Source organism: Pseudomonas sp. TWP3-1, assembly GCF_049896625.1.
Lineage (GTDB): Bacteria > Pseudomonadota > Gammaproteobacteria > Pseudomonadales > Pseudomonadaceae > Aquipseudomonas.
The window spans coordinates 33764-57627 of record NZ_JAFCUQ010000002.1 but is presented as its reverse complement, the minus strand read 5'-3'; the positions used below and the strand labels follow the sequence as shown (position 1 = coordinate 57627).

Below are 23864 nucleotides of genomic sequence, written 5' to 3'. Positions count from 1 at the left end.
TTTGCGCATATTGCTGATCAAGACTTCATCGCTGGGCGACGTGATTCACGCGTTGCCGGCGCTGACCGACGCCGCCCGGGCCATTCCCGGAATCAAGTTCGACTGGGTGGTGGAAGAAGGCTTCGCCGAGATTCCGACCTGGCACCCGGCCGTGGGCAAAGTGATTCCGGTGGCGATCCGCCGCTGGCGCAAGAACCTCTGGAAAACCATCACCAGCGGCGAGTGGAAGCGCTTCAAGCAAGCGGTACGCGCGCAGAAATATGACTTGGTAATCGACGCCCAGGGCCTGCTGAAAAGCGCCTGGCTGACGCGCTACGTCAAAGCCCCGGTGGCCGGTCTGGATAAAGGCTCGGCGCGGGAGCCAATCGCTGCGCGGTTCTACGACCGCAAACTGGCAGTGGCGCGTGGTCAGCACGCGGTTGAACGTGTGCGTCAGTTGTTCGCCATTGCCTTGGGCTATGACTTGCCGAAAGGCTTGGGCGATTACGGCCTCAACGTCGAACCTCTGGTCGAGTTGCCACGCAAGAGTGCCTACGTGGTGTTCCTGCACGGCACCACGTGGGACACCAAACACTGGCCGGAAGCCTACTGGCGCGAGCTGACCGAACGCGTCGGCTACCTCGGCGTCGGCATCAAGTTGCCGTGGGGCAATCCGCTGGAGAAGGCCCGCGCCGACCGCATCGCTGCCGGTTTCAAACACGCCGAAGTGCTGCCGAAACTCAATCTGGCCGGGGTCGGTAAAGTCTTGGCCGGCGCGCAGGCTTGCGTGGCGGTGGACACCGGTCTGGGCCACTTGGCTGCTGCGCTGGATGTGCCGACGATTTCCCTGTTCGGCCCGACCAATCCGGGCCTGACCGGCGCCTATGGCAAGCTGCAGATTCATCTCGGCAGTGACTTACCGTGCGCGCCGTGCCTGCAAAAGAAATGTACGTATCAACCGACCACGCAGGATGCCAGTCAGTTTGACCTGAAACGCGAGTGGCCTCTGTGCTTCACGCGTCTGAATCCCGAGCGTGTCGCCAGCCGTCTGAGCAGGTTGTTAATGGCTGAGGAGCTGCGCTGATGCAATTGGCTTTTGTCCTGTACAAATATTTCCCGTTCGGTGGTCTGCAGCGCGATTTCATGCGCATCGCCCTCGAATGCCAACAGCGCGGCCACAAGATTCGCGTCTACACGCTGATCTGGGAGGGCGACGTGCCGCCCGGTTTCGAAGTGCTGGTGGCGCCGGTCAAGGCGTTCTTCAATCACCGCCGTAACGAAAAACTCAGCGCGTGGATGGAGGCTGATCTGGCCAAGCGTCCGGTGGATCGTCTGATCGGCTTCAACAAGATGCCGGGACTGGACGTGTATTACGCCGCCGACGGCTGCTTCGAAGACAAGGCACAGAATCTGCGTAACTCGCTGTACCGTCGCTGGGGCCGCTACCGGCATTTCGCCGAGTACGAGCGCGCGGTGTTCGCCAAAGACGCGAAGACCGAAGTGCTGATGATTTCCGAAGTGCAGCAGCCGCTGTTCATCAAGCATTACGACACGCCGCTGGAACGCTTCCATTTGCTGCCGCCGGGCATCGCTCAGGATCGTCGCCGTCCAGCGGATGCCGACGAGATTCGTGCCGGGTTCCGTGCCGAATTCAATCTGAAAGACGACGAGCTGCTGCTGGTGCAGATCGGCTCCGGGTTCAAGACCAAAGGCGTTGATCGCAGCCTCAAAGCACTGGCCGCGCTGCCTGCTGAACTGAAGAAACGCACCCGGCTGTTTGTAATCGGCCAGGATGACCCCAAATTGTTCCAGATGCAGAGCGCCACGCTGGGGCTCGGCGATAACGTGACGTTCCTCAAGGGCCGTAGCGATATCCCGCGTTTTCTGCTCGGCGCCGATCTGTTGATCCACCCGGCGTACAACGAAAACACCGGTACCGTGCTGCTCGAAGCGCTGGTCGCCGGGTTGCCGGTACTGGTCAGCGCGGTCTGCGGTTACGCCCATTACATCGCCGAGGCCGACGCCGGGCGAGTGCTGGACGAACCGTTCGATCAGGCACAGCTCACGCAATACCTGAGCGAAATGCTGCACGACGACGCTGCACGGGCGGCCTGGAGCCGCAACGGTCTGGCTTTTGCCGAGACGGCCGACCTCTACAGCATGCCGCAGCACGCGGCCGATGTGATTCTGGCGGAGCACGCTTAAATGAAGTTGATGCTGGCTGAACCGTTCAAGAGCCTCTGGGCTGGCCGCGATCCGTTCGCGGAAGTCGAGGGCTTGCAGGGCGAGGTGTACCGCGAGCTGGAAGCTCGGCGGACTTTGCGCACGGAAGTCGACGGCAACGGATTTTTCGTCAAGATCCACCGGGGCATTGGCTGGGGCGAAATCTTCAAAAATCTGCTGACCGCCAAGCTGCCGGTGCTCGGCGCGGGCCAGGAGTGGAAGGCGATCCAGCGTTTGCAGGAAGTCGGCGTGCCGACCATGACCGCCGTTGCATACGGCGAGAAGGGCAGCAACCCGGCGGATCAGCATTCGTTCATTGTCACCGAAGAACTGGCACCGACCGTCAGCCTCGAAGACTTCAGCATCGACTGGATCAAGCAGCCGCCGCAGCCGAAACTCAAGCGCGCACTGATCGCCGAAGTCGCACGCATGACCGGCATGATGCACCGCGCCGGGGTCAACCATCGCGACTGCTACATCTGCCACTTCCTGCTGCACACCGACAAACCGGTGACGGCTGAAGACTTCAAGCTTTCGGTGATCGACCTGCACCGTGCCCAGACCCGCACGAAGATCACACAGCGCTGGCGCAACAAGGATCTGGCCGCGCTGTACTTTTCCGCGCTGGACATCGGTCTGACTCGCCGCGACAAACTGCGTTTTCTCCAAGGCTATTTCCAGCAGCCGCTACGCCAGATTCTGGCGGAAGAAGCAGCGCTGCTGAGCTGGCTCGAAGGCAAGGCCAACAAGCTTTATGCGCGCAAACAGCGTTATGGGGATGCGCTCTGATGGCCGGTTGGACTTTAGAGCCTGAGTACAGCGACCTCGCGGAAGATTTCGGTAGCCTTGAAGCGGTGTTCGCGTTGCAGGGCGAGCGCCTGACCTGGGATCCGCTGTCCGAGGTGATTCGCGTACAGCGCAATGGCGTCAATTATTACGTCAAGCGCTACGTCGGTGCCGGCAAAGGCTTGCGCCGTTATCTGGGCAAACCTCGGGTGAAGATGGAGTGGCAGAATCTCAAGCGTTTCGCCAAATGGGGCATTCCCACAGCCGAGGTTGTCGCCTGGGGCCTGGAACGCAACGGCATGGCGTATGACCGTGGGGCGATGATCACCCGCGAATTGCCGCGTACCGAAGACCTGTCGGCGCTGGCCGACCGCAATGATCCGAAACTCAAGGATCGGGCCTGGGTCGATGGTGTCAGCCGCCAGTTGGCCGCGTATACCCGCGTGATGCATGACCATCGCTTCACGCACAACGATCTGAAATGGCGCAATTTGCTGATCGACGATCAGGCACAGCTGTTTCTGATCGACTGCCCGAACGGCGATTTCTGGCGCGGGTTCTGGCTCAAGTACCGGATCACCAAGGATCTGGCCTGCCTCGACAAGGTGGCCAAATATCACCTGTCGAGTACCCAGCGCCTGCGCTTTTACCTGCAATATCGCCAGCGTGACCGACTGAATGCCGCCGACAAGAAACGCATTCGTCACGTAGTGAGATTTTTCGAGGGACGCGAATGACTGATTTTCTCGCCGCTGAAGACCGAGCGCTGCTTGAGCGCCACGGCCTCGGTTCCTTCGACGCACTCTGGGCCAAACAGCTCGAAGCGGTGGATGAGCCGAACACCGCCGGCGGAGGCTGGAGCAGCGTGTTTCGCCTCGAGGTTGAAGGTCACGCCTATTACCTCAAGCGCCAGAGCAATTATCTGACCCGCACCTTGCATGCGCCGTTCGGCGAGCCGACCTTTGCCCGGGAATTTCGCAACATCAGTCGCTACAAAAAGCTCGGGATTCCAGCGTTGCAAGCGGTGTTCTTCGGTCAGCGCAAAGTCGAAGGCGAAGTCCGCGCGATCCTGCTGACCCGTGCCCTCGATGGCTGGGACGATCTTGATTCGCTGTTGCAGCGCTGGTCGAGTCTGAGCGCTGCGCAGCAATCGGCGATTCTCACGGCCTGCGGTCAACTGGCGCGGTATCTGCACGGTGTGCGTCAGGTGCATGGCTGTTTTTATCCCAAGCACATTTTCTTGCAGGCCGATGGCGCGGGCTATCGGGCGCAGCTGATCGATCTGGAGAAAACCCGGCCATTGCTGTTCGGTCAGCGTGATCGGGTCAAGGATCTTGAACCGCTACTGCGGCGTGCGCCGCAGTGGAGCGAAGCGCAGCAGCGTGAGCTGCTGGCGGTGTACCTCGAGCAATCGACCGACAGTTCGCTGGTCGACAGCTGGATCACGCGGCTGACCGCGCGCCGCAGCTACAAGAGGGCGCGCTGATGCAGCTGTCCGACCTGAAAAACGCCGGGCGCACGCCGAGTCTGCCGCTGACTGTCTCGTTGGCGGATGCGGCGGGCACGGCGGATTTGCAGTTGCTCAGCCTGCTGCGGGTATTGCCGGGCCAGCGTTACGTCGGTGCCGGCGTGTGGCGCGGGCGCCCGGTGCTGGCCAAGTTGCTAGTGGGCGGCAAAGCCGCGCGGCATTTTCAGCGTGAACTGCAAGGCGTGAAACTGCTGGCCGCGCAGGGCCTGACCACGCCGCTGCTATTGGCCGATGGTTTGAAGGACGGTGAGGGCGGCTGGCTGCTGTTCGAATTCCTCGAAAACGCGGAAAGTCTGGGTGATGCCTGGCAGCAAGTCGAAGCATTGCCGGTGCTGGCAGATGAGCAAACAGCCGTATTGGCCGAAGCCCTTGGCGCTATTGCTCAACTGCACGGCAAAGGGTTGTGGCAGGAAGATCTGCATCTGGATAACTTGCTGCGCCACGGCGGTCAGTTGTACTTGATCGACGGTGCCGGTATCTGCGCCGAAAGCGCTGGCCAACCGTTGTCGCGACAGAAAGTGCTGGAAAACCTCGGGGTGTTTTTCGCCCAGTTGCCCAAGGCGCTGGAACCGTTCACCGAAGAACTGCTCGTGCATTACCTGCTGAGCAACGCCGAGCATGCATTGCCGCTGGAAGCCTTGCAGAAGCAGATCGACAAAGTCCGCGCCTGGCGTTTGCGCGACTACCTGATCAAGGTCGGGCGTGAATGCACGCTGTTCAGTGTCCAGCGCGGCGCGTTCGGATTGCGCGCGATTCGCCGCGAAGAGCAAGCGGCGATGCTGCCGGTGCTCGAGCAGGCCGATGCCTTGCTCGATCAGGGCCACCTGTACAAGACTGGCGGCGCGGCGAGCGTCGGAAAGGTCGAAGTGGCCGGTCGCGCGCTGGTGATCAAACGTTACAACATCAAGGGGTTCGCCCATTGGCTCAAACGTTTCTGGCGTCCGAGCCGCGCCTGGCATTCGTGGCGTGAAGGCAATCGCCTGGCCTTCCTCGGGATCGCCACGCCGAAACCGCTGGCGGTGCTGGAGACGCGGTTTTTCTGGCTGCGCTGCAAGGCTTACCTGGTGACGGAATATCTGCCGGGGCCGGACATCATCGAGCGGTTTGCGCCGTACGTGGAAAACGGCGATGCCCCGGAAAATGAATTGCTGGCGCTGGATAACTTGTTCGCGCGGCTGATTGCCGAGCGCATCAGCCATGGCGATTTCAAGGGCCACAACCTGTTCTGGCACGAGGATCGCTGGGCGCTTATCGATCTGGATTCGATGTGCCAGCACGGCTCCGTTGGCAGCTTTGCCCCGGCGTATGCCAGGGATCGCGCGCGGTTCATGCGTAACTGGCCGGAGAGCAGCGCGTTGTATCAACTGATTGATCAGCGTTTGCCCAAGGATGTGTCGGGCGCTGCGTGATTTATCTCGCATGCCTGTAGGGCCATTCCGCAAAAAATTCTGATGGGGCATGTGGCGACAAATCCTTGTGACTTGTCCTACAGCCTCTACAGAACCCATGAACTGCCCCTCCTTCAGGCCCGATGCTAATTTGCCCCAACGTTTGTGGAGGGCAAATCTTGAGCATAAAAACGGCTGTAACCATCGGCGCTTTTTCCTGGGCTTTATCCGGCTGCGGCACCGCCGTCACGGTGTTGCAGGATGATGAAGGCGCTACGCGAAGTCTGAGAAAACAAAAAACCTACTGCCAATCCATTCCGCGCGTTTACAGCGGTCTGGCCCACGGTTTCTGTCTGCTGCATGCGCCTCCCGATCCCACGGGCATTCTGGTCCCCGTCGTCCTGCTTGACCTGACCCTGTCCGGGGTACTCGACACGGCGTGCCTGCCGTACACAATCTATCGCCAGACGGTGGATGGGAGCATCAGCATTTATTGGCGCGTGGGTCGCGGATAGCCCGCTAGGACGGGGTTCGCCGGATTGAAGAGCCTGGGTCAATTCGCACAGGATTATTCCAGCCACGTTTACGCTATAATCCCGCCCTTTAGCTGTCACTCGCCCGGTGCGAGGGCACATTATTTTTCGAGGCGCCTTGCGCCTGAATGCAGACTAAAGAGGCTAGACCCCTGTGGCATTGACGATTCTTGGCCTGTCCGGCGCCCTTAGCCATGATCCTTCCGCAGCCTTGTACATCGACGGCAAGCTGGTCGCGGCGGCTGAGGAAGAGCGCTTCGTACGCGATAAACATGCAAAGAACCGCATGCCCTACGAATCGGCAAAGTTCTGCCTGGAACAAGCCGGCATCAAGCCTTCCGACGTTGACGTGGTGGCGATTCCTTTCGCCCCGATCAGCCTGTTCGGCAAGGCGCGCTGGCAGTACGCCAAGCGTTACTGGTACGCCCCGGATCGCGCCCTCGATGCGATCCTGATGGGCAATCGTCGCTACAAGCGCTATCGCAACAAGATCGTCTTCTGCCTTGAGCAACTGGGCTTCGATCCGAAAAAAATCAAGATCGAGCCAGTTGAACACCACTTGGCTCACGCTTCCAGCGCCTACCACTGCTCGGGTTTCAAAGAGAAAACCGCGATTCTCGGTATCGACGGCAAGGGCGAATACGCCACGACCTTCTTCGGTTACGGCGAGAACGGCAAGATCCACAAGATCAAGGAATTCTTTGATCCGGACTCCCTCGGCGGCCTCTACGGCGCAATCACCGAGTTCCTCGGTTTCGATATGCTCGATGGCGAGTTCAAGGTCATGGGCATGGCGCCGTACGGCGACGCCAGCAAATATGACTTTTCGCGTCTGGCCTCGTTCGAAAACGGCGAGCTGGTGATCAACACCGACTACGCCAACGTCATCGGCCTGCGTCGTTACAAAGAGAAGGGCAAAGGCTATTACTTCTCGCCGAAGCTGATCGAGTGGCTGGGACCGAAGCGCGAAGGCGACATCGCCGACGAGCCGTACATCCACTACGCGGCGAGCATTCAGGCGCTGTTCGAAAAAATTTCGTTGCAGATGATCGATCACTACCTGGGCGACGTGCTCAAGGAAACCGGCAAGCTGGCCTACGCCGGCGGCTGCGCGTTGAACGTCAAGCTCAACCAGAAAATCATCGCGCGTGACGACGTAAAAGAACTGTTCGTGCAACCGGCGTCCGGCGATGCCGGCACTGCGGTTGGCGCGGCAGCTTACGTGTCGCACGCTCGCGGAGTACCGGTAGAGAAGATGGAACACGTCTACCTCGGCCCGTCGTACAGCAACGAAGACGTGATCGCTGCCTGCGCGCGTCATGCGAGCAAGCCGGCCTGGCGCAAGCTCGACAACATGCCGGAAAACATCGCCAAAATCATGGTCGACGGCAACCCGGTAGCCTGGTTCCAGGGCCGCATGGAGTTCGGTCCGCGTGCCTTGGGCGGTCGCTCGATCATTGGTTGCCCGAGCGCAATCGGTGTGGCTGACCGCATCAACCACCAGATCAAGTTCCGCGAGCGCTGGAGGCCTTTCTGCCCGTCGATGCTCGACACCGTTGCTCCACAGATGATCAAGATCGATCATCCTGCACCGTTCATGACCTTCACGTTCGAAGTGGCCGAAGAGTGGAAGACCCGCGTGCCGGAAGTTGTCCATGAAGACGGTACGTCCCGGGCTCAGGTGCTCAAGCGCGAATACAATCCGCGCTACTACGACATGATGAAAGCGCTCGAAGTGCTGACCGGTAACGGCGTGTCGCTGAACACCTCGCTCAACCGCCGTGGCGAGCCGATGATCTGCTCACCGACCGATGCGCTGAACATGTTCTTCGGTTCCGATCTACAGTATCTGATCATGGAAGACATCTTGGTGGTCAAAGAGGGCGCAAACGCTTATGACACGCTCGGCTGAACGCCATGTGTTGCAGTTCTGCCACGGCTATGACGGGCCGTTCCTGGACTGCGCGCGGCAGTATGCCAGCCTGTTTGTCGGCACCGGCTATCGGGTCACCACGGTCTTCCTGACGGGGGCGGCTGATAGCGAGGTGGCCGCGGCCTGCGCTTCCGATGAAGTGTTATTCATGGAATACAGCTCCAAGGCCATTCGTGGCCTGAAGCTGGGGGCCATTGGCGATCTGCGCAAGATCGCCGCTTCACGCAATTTCAGTTTCTGCATCGCCCATCGCTTCAAGCCGACCTACATCGCCTTGCTCGGCACCTCGCTGCCGGTGATTGGCGTGCATCACGCGTTTGACGACTACAAACGCGGCACGCGCAGATTGTTCGCGCAGTTCTTTCGCAAGCGTCTGAGCCTGCTGGGCGTGTCCGATTCGGTGCGCGACAACATGCGGCGCTGCTTGCCGAAGTGGCCGGCGGAGCGTATCCAGACCCTGTACAACCGCATCGATGTGCTAGCGCTGCAGACCCGTCAGGTGTCAGTTCGCGAAGCGCGCGAGACCCTCGGTCTGGCAGCGGATGCGTGGATTGTCGGCAACGTCGGTCGCCTGCATCCGGACAAGGATCAGACCACGTTGCTGCATGGTTTCGCCGCGGCATTGCCCGGTCTGCCGGCCAATAGCCAACTGGTGATCCTTGGCATCGGACGTCTGGAGCAGGACCTCAAAGAGCTGGCTCGCGAGTTGGGTATCGGTGACCGGGTGCTGTTTCTCGGTCAGGTACCGGAAGCGCGCATCTACTTCCGCGCCTTCGATGTATTCGCTCTGAGCTCCGATCACGAACCGTTCGGTATGGTGCTGCTGGAGGCCATGGCCGCCGGTGTGCCGTTGCTCGCCACGGCGTGCTCCGGGGCCAGGGAAGTGGCCGAAGGCGTGGGCATTCTGTTCCCGGTCGGCGATGCCGAACGCCTGGCTCAGGGGCTGCAGCATCTGGCCGCGATGGACGATCATCAACGTCGGCAGTGTGCCGAAATGATGCTCGATCGCCTGCGTGAGCGCTTTTCCGACCGCGCGGTGCGCGAAATCTTCTGGCATTTGCCACAAGTTACCGATCTGGCACCGAGGGGCTGATGCTCAACCGATTTCAAGGCTGGCGTGAACGTGGCTGGTCGCTCGTCGACGCCTCAACTTATGCGCAGGCCTGGCAGCGTTTTGGCGGCAGCGTCGCGACCCATCCTATGGTGGTTGAGCGTCTGGCGGATCTGGCCGGCATTCCGGTGCGTTATCTGGCCTGGGAGCTGCAGGGCGAAATGCAAGCCGCGATCCCGACCTGGGGCCGCGATCTGGCACTGTCCAAGGACGTGCTCAAGCGCAATGGCAAAAAGGGGCTGTTTGATCTCGGTAACGCCGAGCTGATCCTGCCGGCCGCCGCTGACGCTCAGGCACCGCTGCGTCATCGCGGGCGCTACCTGTCGCAACTCAACGAAACTCGCTTCAGCGGTCTCAAACCGCAGACCGAACAACTGGCGATGGCCCGAACTCCCGAAGAACTGTCGAAGAAGTTTCGCTACAACCAGCGCCGCGAATTGCGTCTGCTGGAAGAGGCCGGCGGTGTGGTGCGACCGGTCAGCGAATTTTCCAGCAGTGAACTGGCAGCGATCTACTGCGATCTGTTTCAGCGTCGTTGGGGCTTTCCTGCCACTGGCGCGGCGCGCATGGCTGAAGTCATCGAGCTGTTGCGCGAACTGTTGATCGGTTCGGTGATTTTCCTCAACGATGTGCCGATTGCGATCCAATTGGTGTATCGCGTCGAAGCCGCCGAGTGGATCAGCGTCGAGTACATCAATGGCGGCGTCGATCCCGAAACCCGTGAGTTCAGCCCCGGCAGCGTACTGAGTTTCCTCAACACGCAAAGCGCCTGGGAACATGCCCGCGCGCTGAACAAGCCGCTGCGTTTTTCCTTTGGTCGCGCCGACCGTGAATACAAGGATCGCTGGTGCAATCCTGTGCCGGTGTTCACCGTATGAGTCAGCCCATGAGCCGCAAACAGCAACTGCTCAAGCGTCACCGTCGCAACAAGCGTATCGGTCTGTTGATTGCGCTGGTCGGGTTGATTGCCCTCGGTGTGTTGGTCGTCTGGTGGTTGCCGCTGGTGCTGGCAGTCGTCGGCTGGATCGCCCATGAAGCGTGGTTTGCCGACCATTTGTTCTATTCGCCTAAAGACGATTACCAATACAGCTTTCCTCCCTATACCCCGCAGCCGAAAGTGCATTTGAGCGGTGAGCAATTGCGCCTGGACGAGGGCGTGATGCTGGTCGACGATGCCACGCTGATTCTCGCCGTGCGGGTGAAAAGCTCTTGGCTCGGACGTTTTCTCGATCCGCGCGTCGAGTTGATCGGCGGAACCAATTCCGACGTGCAGACCTTCGAGCGAGGCGTTAACGGTTTGCGTTATCTGAACCTCAGCGGTCAGGCGCAGGCCTTGTCGCAAGGTCAGCTGCGCCTGCGCGGGCGCTATTGCCGAGTCTCTGGCGAACCCGTCCTGTGGGCGCTGGAACAGCCGGACTACCGCCGTCAGCGAGTCATGGTCATCGCACCCCACGCCGACGATGCCGAGCTCGCCGCTTACGGTTTGTACAGCCAGGCCGATGACGCCTGGATCGTCACCCTGACGGCCGGCGAGATCGAAGCCGAGCACTACCAAAAGCTCGGCCTGAACCAGGTCGAGGCGGCACGGCTCAAGGGCCGGCTGCGTGCCTGGGACAGCCTTGCGGTGCCGCGCTGGGCCGGTGTGCCGCCGGAGAACTGCGTACAGCTTGGCTATTTCTGCCTGCAACTGGCGGCGATGCAGGCCGCGCCGAATCAAGCAGTGGGCTCGCGCGAAGCCGATTTGAACGACACGCGACTGTTTCGCCAACTCAATCCGTTCATCTTGCCCGGCGATGCCGACGGCGCACCGACCTGGAACAATCTGCTGGCCGACTTGCGCGAAGTGCTGATCCGGGCACGTCCGGATGTGCTCGTGTTGCCGCACCCGACACTTGATCCGCACCCCGACCATATCTGTGCCCGACAAGCTGTGCTCGAAGCCCTCAGCGGTCTCGACTGGCAGCCGACGCTGCTGGGTTACGCCAATCATTTGCACGACAACGACCGCTGGCCGATGGGTGATTCCGGGCAAGGCATCGCACTGCCACCGGCGTTTGACGCATCGGTAGCGATGCAGCCGTTGTGTTTGCCGTTATCAATCGAGCAGCAACGCGATAAAGCCATGGCGCTGGGCATGATGCATGACCTGCAACCGCCGGCACCTTTCAAGCGCCGCTTGCGCCGGTTATTCCAGCGTTTTCTGGCTTGCAGGGCACCGTCGGTGTACGGCGAGAACGAATTCTTCAGAAAAGCCGTCAGACGCCATGAATTGTTCTGGCTTTTGAAGCATGGTGAAACACCTGTGAAGCAGAATTGAAGCCATTCGCGGCTTAGCATTGACGTGTGTTTGATAGCGCCGGTGATTTACTGTGATTAGTCCATACCCTCGGATTCTGTTTCTGATTCCGTATTTTGGCCAGTGGCCATTCTGGATGCCGTTCTTCCTTGAAAGTTGCCGGCACAATGCCGACATTGATTGGCTGCTGTTCAGTGACTGCGGTACACCGCCGAATCTGCCGCCCAACGTCACGGTCGAGGCCATGACGTTCGACGATTACTGCGGCTTGGTGTCAAAACGGCTGGGGATTGATTTCGCCCCTCGGGCGGCTTACAAGCTGTGCGACATCAAGCCTGCGCTTGGCCACATCCATGCCGATCGACTGCAAGGCTATGACTTTTGGGCATTCGGCGATATTGACCTCGTATACGGTGACCTGCGAAGTTACTTCACGCCTGATCGACTGGCCGGATATGACCTGTTTTCGACCCATGAACGACGGGTTGCCGGGCATCTGTGCCTGATGCGCAACACGGCGCGCAAGCGTGAGCTGTTCATGAAGATAAAGAATTGGCGGCTGCGGTTTACCGATCAAGAGCACCATGCGCTGGATGAAGGAGCATTCAGTCGAATTTTTCTCTGGCGCAAGAATTTTCCCGAGCCGCTGTTCACTCTGGTGGGCAAGTTCAATCCGTGGCGTCGCCGCAGCGAGTTCACTGAGGCATTCAGTACACCCGGGGGCTGCATCAAGTGGCACGATGGCACCGATGATTTTCCGCGCCGCTGGTTTTGGCGCAATGGCAATTTGAGCAACGATCGCGATGGCGATCGCCGGTTTCCGTATTTCCATTTCGTCTGCTGGAAGCGCAACGAATGGTCGCGGTTACCTCAACCCGATCCGGCCGAGATCAGGCGCATTGCTGCCGATCCCGCCTGGATCATTGATGCAACGGGTTTTCACCGGGGAGATTTATGAGTCAACGGTCAAAGGTTCTGCAGCTGCAGCCAGACTACAACGTCAAAGCCCATGATTTCGCCGACCTCGCGGAGCAGATTGTCAAAGCCCTGCCGGCTGATCGCTTTGAGGTAACCGCAGCGTTTCTGCGCGGCAAACCAGGGCCGGGCGAGGCTGTCAGCCGGGCCGACCGTTCGGTGTATTTCGAGTTTTCCGACAAGTCGCTCAAGGGCCTGCGTTTGCGCGCGATGTGGGCGCTGTACAAATTCTGTCGTCAGGAAAAATTCGACGTAGTCATCTGCAATCGCTTCAAACCGGTGAACATGATGCTCACGCTCAATCGCTGGCTGAAAGTGCCGCTGTGCATCGGCATTTCCCACGGCTTTGGCGAATACGACCGCTTCTACCGGCGCCGTCAGACGCAACGTCTGATTGATCGGCACTGGCGTTTCGTCGGCGTCTCGCCCGCGGTCAAGCAGTACCTGCTGGACTGCAAGTGCGGTTTCACCGACGCCAACACCTGGGCCATCACCAACGCCATTGATATCGAGCAGGCCGAAGGTTTGCAGCACAGCCGTGAGCGCGCTCGCGAGTTGCTCGGCATCGATCCGAATGTGCGTCTGATCGGCGCGCTGGGGCGATTGGTGTCGGTCAAAGGTCATACCTATCTGTTGCAGGCTTTCGCCGCACTTAAAGACAAATACCCCGACACGCAGTTGGCGATAATCGGTGCCGGGCGCCTGCAGGCGCCGCTGGCGGCCGAGATCGAGCAGCTTGGTCTGGTGGGACGTGCGCACTTGCTGGGCTTCAAGGAAAACGCCCTGCAATACGTGCGCGCATTCGATATCTGGACCATGCCGTCGCTGGCTGAAGGCCTGGGGTTGGCGTTGCTGGAAGGCATGAGCGGGCACTTGCCGGTGATCGCTTCGAATGTGCCGGCAATGGTGCCGTTGATCGAAGGCGCTGGCGGTCTGGCGATTACGCCCAAAGACGTACCGAGTCTGGTCGCAGCGCTGGACACATATCTGGCGCTCTCTGACGAAGAGCTCAAGGCCAAGGGCGCTCAAGCCTACCGCTATCTGCAGGAACAGCACGACATAGAGGTGTTCCGTCAGGAGTACCTGGATCTGATTGACTCCGGCCTCGAGCAAGCTCGCAAGGAACGCCCATGAGCGACACACAACCCATCGTTACGGTCATCATTGCGTCGTACAACCATGGCCCGTATATCGAAGAAAGCATCCTCAGCGTCATCAACCAGAGCTACAAAAACATCGAGTTGCTGGTGGTCGACGATGGTTCGCAGGACGACAGCGTCGAGCGCATCACGGCTTTGCAGGCGTTGCACGGATTCGATTTTCGAGTGCAAGAGAATCAGGGCCTGACCAACACGCTCAACGGTGCAATCGCACGTGCCAAAGGCAGCCTGATCGTCCCCTTCGGTTCGGACGACATCATGTACCCAGACCGCATCGCCATCCAGGTCGCGCATATGGACGGCAAGCCTGAGGTGGGCATTTGTGCCGGTAACATCGAGCTGATTGACGCCGAAGGCAACTTGTATCCGGAGAAGCGTCAGCGCCGTGACGTGCCGTTCCGCCGCATCGATTTCGACGACATGTTTCTCGAGCGCAAACCCTATCCGCCGGCGCCGACGCTGATGATCCGTCGTGAAGCGCTGGAAAAGGTCGGCGGTTTTGATCCGACGATTCGCCTGGAGGACTTGCTGATCGAATTGAAGGTCACTCGCGCCGGGTATTTCATTGATGGCTTGAGCGTGGTGATGGCGCGCTATCGCAAGCACGCCTCCAACTCCTACAAGAATCACCGTTTCATGACTGACAACATTCTGCGCACCTACGCGTTGTTCAGCGATCATCCGCTGTACGACGAAGTGCGCTACAAGTTTCTCAGTTCGATGTTCCTCAAACTCGCCAACCGCGACCGCGCAATGGCGCGTGAACTGCTGGCGCAGATTCCGTTTCGCGCGTGGAACAAGAAGACCTGGCGTGGATTGGGGCGCCTGTACTTTTCACCACTGGAAAAGGACTGAGGCTAACCCCGCGCGCGATCAGTTGACGGGGGCTGGGGTGCTGCCAGCCAGGACTTGCCTGCGCAAGTTATCCACAGCTGATTTCGACGCCGTTACGGCATACCCTTCAAGCAACGCATCAAGGTGTTCTTCGAACAGCCAGCGTTTGTCCACGGTGTAGCGTTGCATGTGGCGCAGATTGCGTTGGCGCAACGAAAGGCTCAGGGGGGACGGGTAGACCCGCAGGTCGGCCAGATCAATCAGACCGAACTCACCATCCTCCAGAACCAGCACATTGCCCAGATGCAGCGAGCGGAAATACACGCCTTGCTCATGCAACTGCGCCATGAATTTGCCGAAGCGTTCCACCAGCGCGCCGCGCACCGCTGGTGCTGTGATGCTTTGCAGAACCTGGCGCAACGTGTGGCCCGGCAGTGGCTGGTAATGGACCGCGCTGCTGCCGTCCTCGAGGCGATACAGATTCAGCACCTGTGGCGTCGGAATGCCCATGGTCCGCAGCTGCTCGCTGTTAACGGCAAAACGCTCGGAATACGGGTTGAAACTGCCCGACGTGTACCAGCGGCGGCGGCGGAACAGTTTGAGGAAACTGCCGTCAACCAGGCGCAGCACTTTGGGGCCGAGGCCGTCTTCTTCGATCACCTGGGCATCGCTGTTCAGGCGTTGCAGATCGGCCGGCGCAAGCTTTTGTACCGGCATTGCCAGCAAGCGCCGTGCGCGCTGATTGATGCTCAGCGCTGCGATCAGCGCCAGTGGAATCCACAGCAGAAACCAGTGCTCCTTGGGCCGCGAAATGATCCCGCCGCCCTCGGTCAGACCGGCGCCGATGCCGAACACCAGCCAGGTCGAGGCAATGATCAGCAACGGTTGCACACGCTGGCGCCAACTGCTGAGCAAACCCCAAGCCTGGAAAAACAACCACGGCAGCAGGCCGAGGATGCCCACGTAATAGAGCACGCCCAGCGCAAAGCTGTGTGGCTCTTCAAAGCTGTAACCGACGCCGGGATCAATCGCCAGGCTGGCGTTGTAGCCATGTCCGATCCATGGATGTTCGGCAATCTTTTGCAGGGCGATCTGCCAGATTTCGAAGCGATAGGAGTCACCGCGCTCGATGAGCATTTTCGAGAACAGCGCGATCACCGCGATGCCGCTGGCGGCCAATGTACCCAACAGCAGCAGAGAGCGACGATTCCAGCAGATAAAGCCGAGCCAGAGCGCGGCCATGGTCAGTGCTACCAGCGGGGTTCTTGAGCCGGTGCCGATGACTGCGGCAAACATGATCAGCATCGCCGGCACGCTCAGCCACAGCACACGGCTGTGCTTGCAGGTCATGCTCAGGCTGAGCCAGTAGGCACAGAAAAACCCGAACATGTGCGAACTGAGCAGTGGATTGTCGAACGCCCCGCCGCCGACCAGGCGCGTGCCGGGTTCGTGGTGGTAGATGAATTGGGTGATAAAGCAGATCGTGGCGATCAATGCGACCAGCGCGGCGCTGAACAGCAAGGGCGCGAGGATGTCATTGCAATAGCGCACCAGCAGGTAGCAGCCGACGAACAGCATGATGGTGTGCAAGGGCGCTTTGACCATGCCGCTGACCGATTCTTCACTCGGCCCCCAGGCAAGGCTGAGCAAAGCCCATGCGGCGAAGGTCAGCAACGCGATGAAGATCGGTTCGCGCAACAACTCTTTCAACGCCCGCGGGCGCAGGCACAGGGCAATCAGCGTCGGGATGCTGAACAAGCCATAAAACAGCTTGTGATGCAGGCTGCGGCCCGGCAGAAAGAACAGCGCGCACAAGAGCAAGAAATAACCGATGGGCAGAATCCACAGGCTGATGAAATCGAAAACTCGATTGGACGTATTGCTGAAGCCGCGAGATTGCATGCTGTGAGATTCAATCCTGAAGTTGATCGGCCATTTCGATGATGGCTATTTGATGCTGAAAAAGACGTCTAACAATAACAGCCTTTGCCCGATTGCCAGAACCCCGAAGAAGCTGTGCTAAAGTCAGCGTCCTTTTTCTCGACCTTTCGCGTGATATGACCGACTCCAGTCCCGCTGCAAGCCCTTCGAGCTTGAAAATCTACTTCCGCCTGCTCGGCTATGTCCGGCCGTACATCAGTCTGTTCCTGATCAGCATCGTCGGTTTCCTGATTTTCGCTTCGACGCAGCCGATGCTCGGCTACATCCTCAAGTACTTTGTCGATGGCCTGTCCAATCCCGAAGCGGTGCTGTTCCCGAGCGTGCCGTACCTGCGTGATCTGCAACTGTTGCAGGCCGTTCCGCTGCTGATCATCCTGATTGCCGCGTGGCAGGGGCTGGGATCTTATCTGGGCAACTATTTCCTCGCCAAGGTTTCTCTCGGTCTGGTGCACGACTTGCGGGTGCAGTTGTTCAACAACCTGCTGGTGCTGCCGAACCGCTACTTCGACAAGCATAACTCCGGTCATCTGATTTCCCGTATCACCTTCAACGTGACAATGGTCACGGGGGCGGCAACGGATGCGATCAAGGTCGTGATTCGTGAAGGCATGACGGTGATCTTCCTGTTCGCCTCGTTGCTGTTCATGAACTGGAAGCTGACGCTGGTGATGGTCGCGATCCTGCCGCTGATTGCGATAATGGTGCGCACCGCGAGCAAGAAATTCCGCAAACAGAGCAAGAAAATCCAGGCGGCCATGGGCGATGTGACCCACGTCGCATCGGAAACCATTCAGGGTTATCGCGTGGTGCGCAGCTTCGGCGGCGAAGTCTATGAAGAGAAGCGCTTCTTCGACGCCAGCCAGGGCAACACCGATAAACAGCTGCGCATGACCCGCACCGGGGCGATCTATACGCCGCTGCTGCAACTGGTGATCTACAGCGCCATGGCGGTGCTGATGTTCCTCGTGCTGTATCTGCGTGGCGACGCTTCGGCGGGTGACATGGTTGCCTACATCACATTGGCCGGCCTGTTGCCGAAACCGATCCGCCAGTTGTCCGAAGTCAGTTCGACCATCCAGAAAGGCGTGGCCGGGGCGGAAAGCATTTTCGAGCAACTGGACGTGGCCCCGGAAGTCGACACCGGTACGGTCGAGCGCGATGCGGTGACCGGTCGTCTCGAGGTGCGCAATCTGAGCTTCACCTATCCGGACACCGAGCGGCAGGTGCTCGACGACATCAGCTTCTCGGTCGAACCGGGGCAGATGGTCGCGCTGGTCGGACGTTCGGGCAGCGGTAAATCGACCCTGGCCAACCTGATTCCGCGTTTCTACCACCACGACAAGGGCGAGATCCTGATCGATGGTGTGGAAGTCGAGCAATACAAGCTGCTCAACCTGCGCCGCCACATCTCGCAAGTGACCCAGCACGTCACGCTGTTCAGCGACACCGTGGCCAACAACATCGCCTATGGCGATCTGGCCGGTGCACCGCGCGAAGACATCGAAAAAGCCGCGCGTGATGCCTACGCCATGGATTTCATCGCGCAACTGCCGGAAGGCCTGGATACTCAGGTCGGCGAGAACGGTGTATTGCTCTCCGGTGGTCAGCGTCAGCGTCTGGCGATTGCCCGCGCGCTGCTCAAGAATGCCCCGCTGCTGATTCTCGACGAGGCCACCTCGGCCCTCGACACTGAATCCGAGCGGCACATTCAGGCTGCACTCGATCAAGTGATGAAGGGCCGCACCACGCTGGTGATTGCCCACCGTCTGTCGACCATCGAAAAGGCCGATCTGATTCTGGTCATGGATCAGGGCCGGATCGTCGAACGCGGCACCCATGATGAACTGCTGGCACAAAACGGCTATTACGCGCGGCTAAATGCCATGGGCCTCGACGCTCCTGCCGTAGATATCGCCTGATCCGACCCGAAATCACCGGGCGTGCAATGCGCCCGGCGATTCTTTCCAAGACGCTCCGTGCTCAAAAAGTGCACAAAAAAACCACCTGTTTCATCCTGTTGCAGCCAGCACGCAAGCCTGCGCCCACCCTGTGTTAATATCGCGCCCCTGTTCATTTTGTATGTGGGTTGCTCCATGAAGTTGTCCATGCCGCGATTCGATCAAGCCCCTGTCTTGGTGGTCGGCGATGTCATGCTCGACCGTTACTGGCATGGTGGAACCTCACGGATTTCCCCTGAGGCGCCGGTTCCGGTCGTTAAAGTCGAGCAAATCGAAGATCGTCCAGGCGGTGCCGCCAACGTTGCCTTGAACATTGCCGCGCTGGGTGCGCCGGCCTCGCTGGTCGGTGTGACCGGCGATGACGAAGCCGCCGACAGCCTGAGCAACAGTCTCAAGGGCGCGGGCGTGCGCGCGTTGTTCCAGCGCATTGCGCACCAGCCGACCATCGTCAAGCTGCGGGTCATGAGCCGGCACCAGCAATTGCTGCGTATCGACTTTGAAGAACCGTTCGCCACTGACGCGCTGGCACTTGGTGCACAGGTTGACGAACTGCTCGAAGGCATCAAAGTGTTGGTGTTGTCCGATTACGGCAAGGGCGCTCTGAAAAACCATCAGGCGCTGATTCAGGTTGCCCGCGCCAAAGGCATTCCGGTGCTGGCCGATCCGAAGGGCAAGGACTTCTCGATCTACCGTGGTGCCAGCCTGATCACCCCCAATCTCAGCGAGTTCGAAGCCATCGTCGGCGGTTGCGCCGATGAACACGAACTGGTGAGCAAGGGCGCAACGCTGATGCACGATCTCGACCTCGGCGCGCTGCTGGTTACGCGTGGCGAACACGGTATGACTTTGCTGCGTCCGGATCATCCCGCTCTGCACTTGCCGGCACGTGCGCGTGAAGTATTCGACGTGACCGGTGCTGGCGATACAGTGATTTCCACTCTGGCCGCAGCGATTGCCGCTGGCGAAGAACTGCCGCATGCGGTGGCCTTGGCCAATCTCGCGGCGGGCATCGTGGTCGGCAAGCTCGGTACGGCGGCGATCAGCGCTCCGGAACTGCGCCGTGCGATTCAGCGCGAAGAAGGTTCCGAGCGTGGCGTGCTGGGTCTGGAGCAACTGCTGCAGGCAGTGGCCGATGCCCGTGCGCACAACGAGCGCATCGTGTTCACCAACGGTTGTTTCGACATCCTCCATGCCGGTCATGTGACCTACCTCGAGCAGGCTCGGGCCCAAGGCGATCGATTGATTGTCGCGGTCAACGACGATGCCTCGGTCAGCCGCCTGAAAGGGCCAGGCCGACCGATCAATAGCGTCGACCGGCGCATGGCCGTTCTGGCAGGTCTGGGCGCCGTGGACTGGGTCATCAGCTTCCCGGAAGGCACCCCGGAAAATCTGCTGCGCGAAGTAAAACCCGATGTATTGGTCAAGGGCGGAGACTATGGCGTCGATCAGGTAGTGGGTGCGGATATCGTGACAGCCTATGGTGGTACCGTTGCGGTGCTCGGGCTTGTAGCAAACAGCTCGACGACTGCGATCGTCGAAAAAATTCGCAGTCGTTGATCTCATGGATCTTTACCACAGCGCGCAGCGTGCGAATCAGATTCGCCTCGGGAATCGCCATGTAGGCAATTTCGGCGGCGGCGCACCTGCTTGCCTCTGTAGCGTGGTCAATAAACTATGAAAGTCATGCTTCTGGTCATGGACGAACAGCGTGTGATTCTGGATCGGCTCTACGAAATTGCGCAGCAGAACTGTGACGAATGTTTGATCTTCCGTTTGAGCAAACAGCAGCAGATGAACCTGGGGCCATTTCTTGCCTCGGTTGATTATCAGACCTTCGATCGTGTGGTGATTTTCTCCCGGGTCAAACGCCTGGCCCCGCAACTGCGGGTGCTCAAGTGCATCCCCGGTCTGGTCTTTCTTGAACACGATGCCTACCAGAACTACATGCCAGCGAGTAAGTACCGGCGTGTTTACTCGCGTCTGTACAAGCGCCTGCCGAGCTGCCGCGCCGTGGTTTCCGGGGCGGTCGTGGCGCAGCGGATGCAGGCTGAAGGCATCGACACGGTGTTCGTTTCCAAGGGCTACGACGAGCAGATGCTGCGCAATACCGGCGTCGAGCGCGACATCCCCATCGGTTTCCTTGGCAGCCTGAAAAGCACCGAGTACGCCCAGCGCAAGGCGTTGCTGGAGGCGCTTTCCCGGCGTACCGGCATGCTGGTGACCCGCACCAAGTCGGGTACCGAGTATCTGGAAACGCTCAATCGCATCAAGATTTTCGTCAGTGCCGATATCGGCATGAACGAGTTCATGATCAAGAACTTCGAAGCGATGGCTTGCGGTTGCGTGCTGTTGGCCTGGAGCCAGGGCGAGGAAGACCGCCTGCTCGGTTTTGAAGACATGCACAACACGGTGTTCTATCGCAGCGAAGCCGAGGCTGTGGAAAAGATCAAAATGCTCCAGGACGATCCCGAGCTCGCACAGCGGATCGCCGCCAATGGTCAGGCGTTCGCGCAAAGCCGCTACTCTTTCGCCCGCGTCGGTCAGACGCTTGCCCGCGAGATCCAGCGCGAAATGCGTCCGTGGCAGCCGCCTTCCGCGCTCGTGCGGTTGTGGGTGAAGTGGCGTTACGGCATGAAGGTTCCGGTCTAGATGACGGAGCTATCGCCGCAGGCTGCCGAACACATGGCGCTGGATGCACTGCCCGGCGGTCACCAGTCGGTGTTGGAAGCATTGCCGCAAGAATTGCGGGCATGCTTGCAGCGAGCTGCTCGCGTGGTGCTGATCGCCAATAATCCTGCAATTACCCTCGCGGACTTTCAGGCGCTCGACATCGGTGCTAACGACGTAGTGGTCAGCTTCAACAACTGTATCAAGGCACCTTTGCTCAATGAGCAGAGCGTCAATCTGTTCGTGCATGGTTTCAACGCGCCAGACGCGTATTTTTTTGGTCTGCCTTACGCGCCGGATGTGCAGCAGCTCTTCGAGCGGGCGGCCGAGCGTTGCTTCACGCTGGTGGTCGGTTGTGCTGCACCGATGTGTCCGTTGCCGCGAGTGGCCATGTACTGGGATCGCATTCCGTTGCCGCCGCTGTGGAACTACCCGGTCGAGCGGCCAGGCGGCAAGCGCTACGTCGGCCCGTCAACCGGCTTCAATACGCTGGTGTTGCTCAACTGGCTACGCAGTCACAGCGGTTATGCCTATCAGTTGATGACGCTCGGATTCTCCAACGAGGCCGGCAAACTCTGGGGCGGACATGCCTGGGATTACGAGCGCGACTGGCTGCAGAAATCCGATGTGATCGTTGTTCCGCTGCAACCGCGACGCTGGTGGCAGAAGCTGTTTCGCCGCAAATAGACAATCCCCGGTTCGCGCCTGGCAAGGCATCGAAAACCGGCCCGAATGACGTGATCAAGGTGCTGTGCAGTGTTGAATATTGCGGTGGCTTTTTTCGGGATTCCGAGAAATTCGCAGATATGTTTCCCTTCCATTCAAGAGAAGGTGTTGGCGTCACTGCCTGCGGACAGCAACGTCAAATGCTTTTATCACCTGTACAAAATCGACCAGATTCAGAACACCCGCTCCGATGAGCGCGGCGAGCTGAGCGCTGACAACTATCAGGTCTTCGAGTCGATGACTGGCACGCTGACCTCAACCGACGGCGTGCTGGAGCGTTGGGACTTTGAACAGGTCAAGGCGCAGGGCGATACCTGGGCGGATGATTACGCATCGCTACGCAACCTGATCTACCAACTCAATTCTTTGCACGCCGTGACCACCATGATGGAGTCGTTCAATCCGGATTTCGTCGTGTTCGTACGGCCGGACAATTTCTTCCATACAGCGCTTCCGGCGTATGTCTTCAAGCAGCCGGAAGCCCGGCGGCTGAATGCCTACATTCCGGACTGGCAGTGGTGGGGCGGGCTCAACGACCGTTTTGCCATTTGCGGTCGCGACACCTACGTTGCGTATGGCAAACGCGTCGAGAAAATATTCGAATTCTGCAAAGCCACTGGCAGAAAGCTGCACTCCGAACGCTTGCTCAAATATGCGCTGCAACAGGCTGACGCCAAGGTCTGCACCATGGCCACCCAGGCCTCGCGGGTGCGCATTACTGGCGCGTTTGCCGAGGAATCGTTCTCGCCCAAACGTGGCATGGGCAAGCGCGAGAATCGCTATTTCCACTTGTTTGCCCGGTTACGTACCGGCCTCGACAAGCTGCGCAACGGCTAGCGTCAAGCCGCGTCACTTCTTGACCAGCCCCACCATTCGCAACGCCTTGATGCTCAGTTGCTTGAGTCCCGGGCGTGTGACTTTGGGCGCGGCGAAACCTTGTTGCACCAGCCAGTCTTTCCAGCGAATGCGCTCCTCGCGCACCACCCAGCCTTGCTGAGCGGCGAAGCTCTCGGCCAGATACAGCCCACGGGTGCTGGCCGGCGTGAGCTTGTCGCGCTTGAGGGTGTACAGCTCGGCCAGCGGTTGACCGTCCTGCAAGGGCATCAGATACAGATCCGGCCGCTTGCGATCAAGCCGTGCGACCAGTTGGTCGCCCTCCAGTCGCTCATCGACGTGGAACAGACTGAGGTTCTTGGCTTCCTTGGGTACGTCCAGCCGCAAGTCGTAGATCAACTGCAATGACGCGGTCGGCAAGTGCACATAGGCACGCGGCCGCTCGATCAATTGCAAATTGGCACAGCGCACCGGACGCGCCGAGCCGGACAGCGGCGTCAGGCGAAACGGCAACGCCTCGCGATAGTGCAGGGCGGTGGCGTAGGGCGCTGGCAGCCAGGTGTCTTTGAAGCGCCCGCCGAGCCAGCCTTCCGGGGTTTCCAGCAGGCATTCTTCAGCGACCTCCTGGATCGCCGTGTGCAACGGCAGATTGAGTTCATGCGCCGGCACGTAACCGGAAATCAGCTTCAACACCACGTCGCCGCGATCCTGCCGGCGCTGGCGCACCAGCACCCAATAATCGCGATTCTGCCAATGCAGGGTCAGGCGTACCGAAACGCCGAGGTTGGCCAGTTCCAGCGCAAAACGCTCGGCGTCCGGCACCGTGACCGGACGCCTGCGTTGCAAAGTCTGGGAGAAATTCAGCGGCATGCCGACGCTCTGGTAAGTCAGGCCTTCGGGGGTCGCTTCGACGAACAGTGGCAGGGTCTTGAAGTTGCTCGGGTTCTTTCTGATGAGCGTGCGCGGCATGTCGGCTCCAGCTTAAGGCCGCG

Annotated in this window: 21 protein-coding genes; 19 read left to right on the top strand and 2 right to left on the bottom strand. The window is 59.7% G+C overall.

The genetic code is table 11. The features are described 5' to 3' along the window. The first annotated feature begins 1 nt into the window (after position 1). The 14 genes from waaC (at position 2) to ACP7BN_RS03405 (ending at position 14767) form a co-directional block, all read left to right on the top strand. Positions 2-1063 (top strand): lipopolysaccharide heptosyltransferase I, encoded by a 1062-nt coding sequence (gene waaC, locus ACP7BN_RS03470; RefSeq protein WP_426201657.1) that lies wholly within the window; start codon positions 2-4, stop codon positions 1061-1063. Further along, positions 1063-2184 carry a glycosyltransferase family 4 protein gene (locus tag ACP7BN_RS03465; protein ID WP_426201655.1) on the top strand — a complete coding sequence of 374 codons (1122 nt, stop codon included), beginning with the start codon at positions 1063-1065 and terminating at the stop codon, positions 2182-2184. The genes waaC and ACP7BN_RS03465 overlap by 1 nt, the downstream gene beginning before the upstream one ends. Then, positions 2185-2991, top strand: coding sequence for a lipopolysaccharide core heptose(I) kinase RfaP (gene rfaP / locus ACP7BN_RS03460; protein WP_426201653.1), 807 nt, complete (start codon positions 2185-2187; stop codon positions 2989-2991). It begins immediately after the preceding gene. After that, positions 2991-3725, top strand: a complete 735-nt coding sequence (locus tag ACP7BN_RS03455) for a lipopolysaccharide kinase InaA family protein (RefSeq protein WP_420646959.1) — start codon at positions 2991-2993, stop codon at positions 3723-3725. The genes rfaP and ACP7BN_RS03455 overlap by 1 nt, the downstream gene beginning before the upstream one ends. Continuing rightward, positions 3722-4474, top strand: coding sequence for a lipopolysaccharide kinase InaA family protein (locus ACP7BN_RS03450; protein WP_426201651.1), 753 nt, complete (start codon positions 3722-3724; stop codon positions 4472-4474). The genes ACP7BN_RS03455 and ACP7BN_RS03450 overlap by 4 nt, the downstream gene beginning before the upstream one ends. Further along, positions 4474-5925, top strand: coding sequence for a lipopolysaccharide kinase InaA family protein (locus tag ACP7BN_RS03445; protein ID WP_426201649.1), 1452 nt, complete (start codon positions 4474-4476; stop codon positions 5923-5925). Before ACP7BN_RS03450 ends, ACP7BN_RS03445 begins: the two co-directional genes overlap by 1 nt. A 158-nt stretch (positions 5926-6083) precedes the next feature. Further along, a complete protein-coding gene (locus ACP7BN_RS03440) occupies positions 6084-6419 on the top strand; it encodes a YceK/YidQ family lipoprotein (RefSeq protein ID WP_426201647.1) in 336 nt (111 codons plus the stop codon). A 172-nt stretch (positions 6420-6591) separates the two neighbouring features. Continuing rightward, positions 6592-8349, top strand: coding sequence for a carbamoyltransferase (locus ACP7BN_RS03435; protein WP_420646963.1), 1758 nt, complete (start codon positions 6592-6594; stop codon positions 8347-8349). Beyond that, entirely contained in the window at positions 8333-9463 is a 1131-nt protein-coding gene (locus ACP7BN_RS03430) for a glycosyltransferase (RefSeq protein ID WP_426201645.1), read from the top strand. Before ACP7BN_RS03435 ends, ACP7BN_RS03430 begins: the two co-directional genes overlap by 17 nt. Next, the gene (locus ACP7BN_RS03425) at positions 9463-10359 is read left to right on the top strand and encodes an antimicrobial resistance protein Mig-14 (RefSeq protein ID WP_426201643.1); all 897 of its coding nucleotides are present in this window, start codon (positions 9463-9465) and stop codon (positions 10357-10359) included. The genes ACP7BN_RS03430 and ACP7BN_RS03425 overlap by 1 nt, the downstream gene beginning before the upstream one ends. An 8-nt stretch (positions 10360-10367) precedes the next feature. Beyond that, positions 10368-11798, top strand: a complete 1431-nt coding sequence (locus tag ACP7BN_RS03420; RefSeq protein ID WP_426201641.1) for a PIG-L family deacetylase — start codon at positions 10368-10370, stop codon at positions 11796-11798. A 52-nt stretch (positions 11799-11850) separates the two neighbouring features. Next, positions 11851-12735, top strand: coding sequence for a DUF6625 family protein (locus ACP7BN_RS03415; RefSeq protein WP_426201640.1), 885 nt, complete (start codon positions 11851-11853; stop codon positions 12733-12735). After that, positions 12732-13886 carry a glycosyltransferase family 4 protein gene (locus ACP7BN_RS03410; protein ID WP_426201638.1) on the top strand — a complete coding sequence of 385 codons (1155 nt, stop codon included), beginning with the start codon at positions 12732-12734 and terminating at the stop codon, positions 13884-13886. Before ACP7BN_RS03415 ends, ACP7BN_RS03410 begins: the two co-directional genes overlap by 4 nt. Beyond that, positions 13883-14767 carry a glycosyltransferase gene (locus ACP7BN_RS03405; RefSeq protein WP_420646969.1) on the top strand — a complete coding sequence of 295 codons (885 nt, stop codon included), beginning with the start codon at positions 13883-13885 and terminating at the stop codon, positions 14765-14767. Before ACP7BN_RS03410 ends, ACP7BN_RS03405 begins: the two co-directional genes overlap by 4 nt. A gap of 18 nt (positions 14768-14785) precedes the next feature. Here the strand turns inward: ACP7BN_RS03405 and ACP7BN_RS03400 are convergent, their stop codons facing one another. Further along, positions 14786-16648 carry an O-antigen ligase family protein gene (locus tag ACP7BN_RS03400; RefSeq protein ID WP_426201636.1) on the bottom strand — a complete coding sequence of 621 codons (1863 nt, stop codon included), beginning with the start codon at positions 16646-16648 and terminating at the stop codon, positions 14786-14788. A gap of 155 nt (positions 16649-16803) precedes the next feature. Between ACP7BN_RS03400 and msbA the strand changes: the two genes are divergently transcribed. The 5 genes from msbA (at position 16804) to ACP7BN_RS03375 (ending at position 22875) form a co-directional block, all read left to right on the top strand. Beyond that, on the top strand, positions 16804-18606 hold the full coding sequence (gene msbA / locus ACP7BN_RS03395) for a lipid A export permease/ATP-binding protein MsbA (RefSeq protein WP_426201634.1): 1803 nt from the start codon (positions 16804-16806) through the stop codon (positions 18604-18606). Between the two features lie 174 nt (positions 18607-18780). Further along, positions 18781-20202 (top strand): bifunctional D-glycero-beta-D-manno-heptose-7-phosphate kinase/D-glycero-beta-D-manno-heptose 1-phosphate adenylyltransferase HldE, encoded by a 1422-nt coding sequence (hldE, locus tag ACP7BN_RS03390; RefSeq protein ID WP_420646972.1) that lies wholly within the window; start codon positions 18781-18783, stop codon positions 20200-20202. A 117-nt stretch (positions 20203-20319) separates the two neighbouring features. Further along, positions 20320-21294 carry a glycosyltransferase family protein gene (locus ACP7BN_RS03385; protein ID WP_420646973.1) on the top strand — a complete coding sequence of 325 codons (975 nt, stop codon included), beginning with the start codon at positions 20320-20322 and terminating at the stop codon, positions 21292-21294. Then, on the top strand, positions 21295-21999 hold the full coding sequence (locus ACP7BN_RS03380; RefSeq protein WP_426201633.1) for a hypothetical protein: 705 nt from the start codon (positions 21295-21297) through the stop codon (positions 21997-21999). It abuts the gene before it with no gap. Between the two features lie 69 nt (positions 22000-22068). After that, on the top strand, positions 22069-22875 hold the full coding sequence (locus ACP7BN_RS03375; protein WP_420646975.1) for a hypothetical protein: 807 nt from the start codon (positions 22069-22071) through the stop codon (positions 22873-22875). A 12-nt stretch (positions 22876-22887) separates the two neighbouring features. Here the strand turns inward: ACP7BN_RS03375 and ACP7BN_RS03370 are convergent, their stop codons facing one another. Beyond that, positions 22888-23841 (bottom strand): metal ABC transporter ATPase, encoded by a 954-nt coding sequence (locus ACP7BN_RS03370; RefSeq protein ID WP_420646976.1) that lies wholly within the window; start codon positions 23839-23841, stop codon positions 22888-22890. Positions 23842-23864 lie beyond the last annotated feature (23 nt).

What these genes read in the sequence shown, in the direction of transcription:
- ACP7BN_RS03410 (WP_426201638.1), top strand. Translation starts at nt 12,732, where the DNA reads ATGAGTCAACGGTCAAAGGTTCTGCAGCTGCAGCCAGACTACAACGTC.
- hldE (WP_420646972.1), top strand. Translation starts at nt 18,781, where the DNA reads ATGAAGTTGTCCATGCCGCGATTCGATCAAGCCCCTGTCTTGGTGGTC.
- msbA (WP_426201634.1), top strand. Translation starts at nt 16,804, where the DNA reads ATGACCGACTCCAGTCCCGCTGCAAGCCCTTCGAGCTTGAAAATCTAC.
- ACP7BN_RS03405 (WP_420646969.1), top strand. Translation starts at nt 13,883, where the DNA reads ATGAGCGACACACAACCCATCGTTACGGTCATCATTGCGTCGTACAAC.
- ACP7BN_RS03425 (WP_426201643.1), top strand. Translation starts at nt 9,463, where the DNA reads ATGCTCAACCGATTTCAAGGCTGGCGTGAACGTGGCTGGTCGCTCGTC.
- ACP7BN_RS03420 (WP_426201641.1), top strand. Translation starts at nt 10,368, where the DNA reads ATGAGCCGCAAACAGCAACTGCTCAAGCGTCACCGTCGCAACAAGCGT.
- ACP7BN_RS03380 (WP_426201633.1), top strand. Translation starts at nt 21,295, where the DNA reads ATGACGGAGCTATCGCCGCAGGCTGCCGAACACATGGCGCTGGATGCA.
- ACP7BN_RS03465 (WP_426201655.1), top strand. Translation starts at nt 1,063, where the DNA reads ATGCAATTGGCTTTTGTCCTGTACAAATATTTCCCGTTCGGTGGTCTG.
- ACP7BN_RS03445 (WP_426201649.1), top strand. Translation starts at nt 4,474, where the DNA reads ATGCAGCTGTCCGACCTGAAAAACGCCGGGCGCACGCCGAGTCTGCCG.
- ACP7BN_RS03455 (WP_420646959.1), top strand. Translation starts at nt 2,991, where the DNA reads ATGGCCGGTTGGACTTTAGAGCCTGAGTACAGCGACCTCGCGGAAGAT.
- ACP7BN_RS03385 (WP_420646973.1), top strand. Translation starts at nt 20,320, where the DNA reads ATGAAAGTCATGCTTCTGGTCATGGACGAACAGCGTGTGATTCTGGAT.
- ACP7BN_RS03400 (WP_426201636.1), bottom strand. Translation starts at nt 16,648, where the DNA reads ATGCAATCTCGCGGCTTCAGCAATACGTCCAATCGAGTTTTCGATTTC.
- ACP7BN_RS03370 (WP_420646976.1), bottom strand. Translation starts at nt 23,841, where the DNA reads ATGCCGCGCACGCTCATCAGAAAGAACCCGAGCAACTTCAAGACCCTG.
- ACP7BN_RS03450 (WP_426201651.1), top strand. Translation starts at nt 3,722, where the DNA reads ATGACTGATTTTCTCGCCGCTGAAGACCGAGCGCTGCTTGAGCGCCAC.
- rfaP (WP_426201653.1), top strand. Translation starts at nt 2,185, where the DNA reads ATGAAGTTGATGCTGGCTGAACCGTTCAAGAGCCTCTGGGCTGGCCGC.
- ACP7BN_RS03430 (WP_426201645.1), top strand. Translation starts at nt 8,333, where the DNA reads ATGACACGCTCGGCTGAACGCCATGTGTTGCAGTTCTGCCACGGCTAT.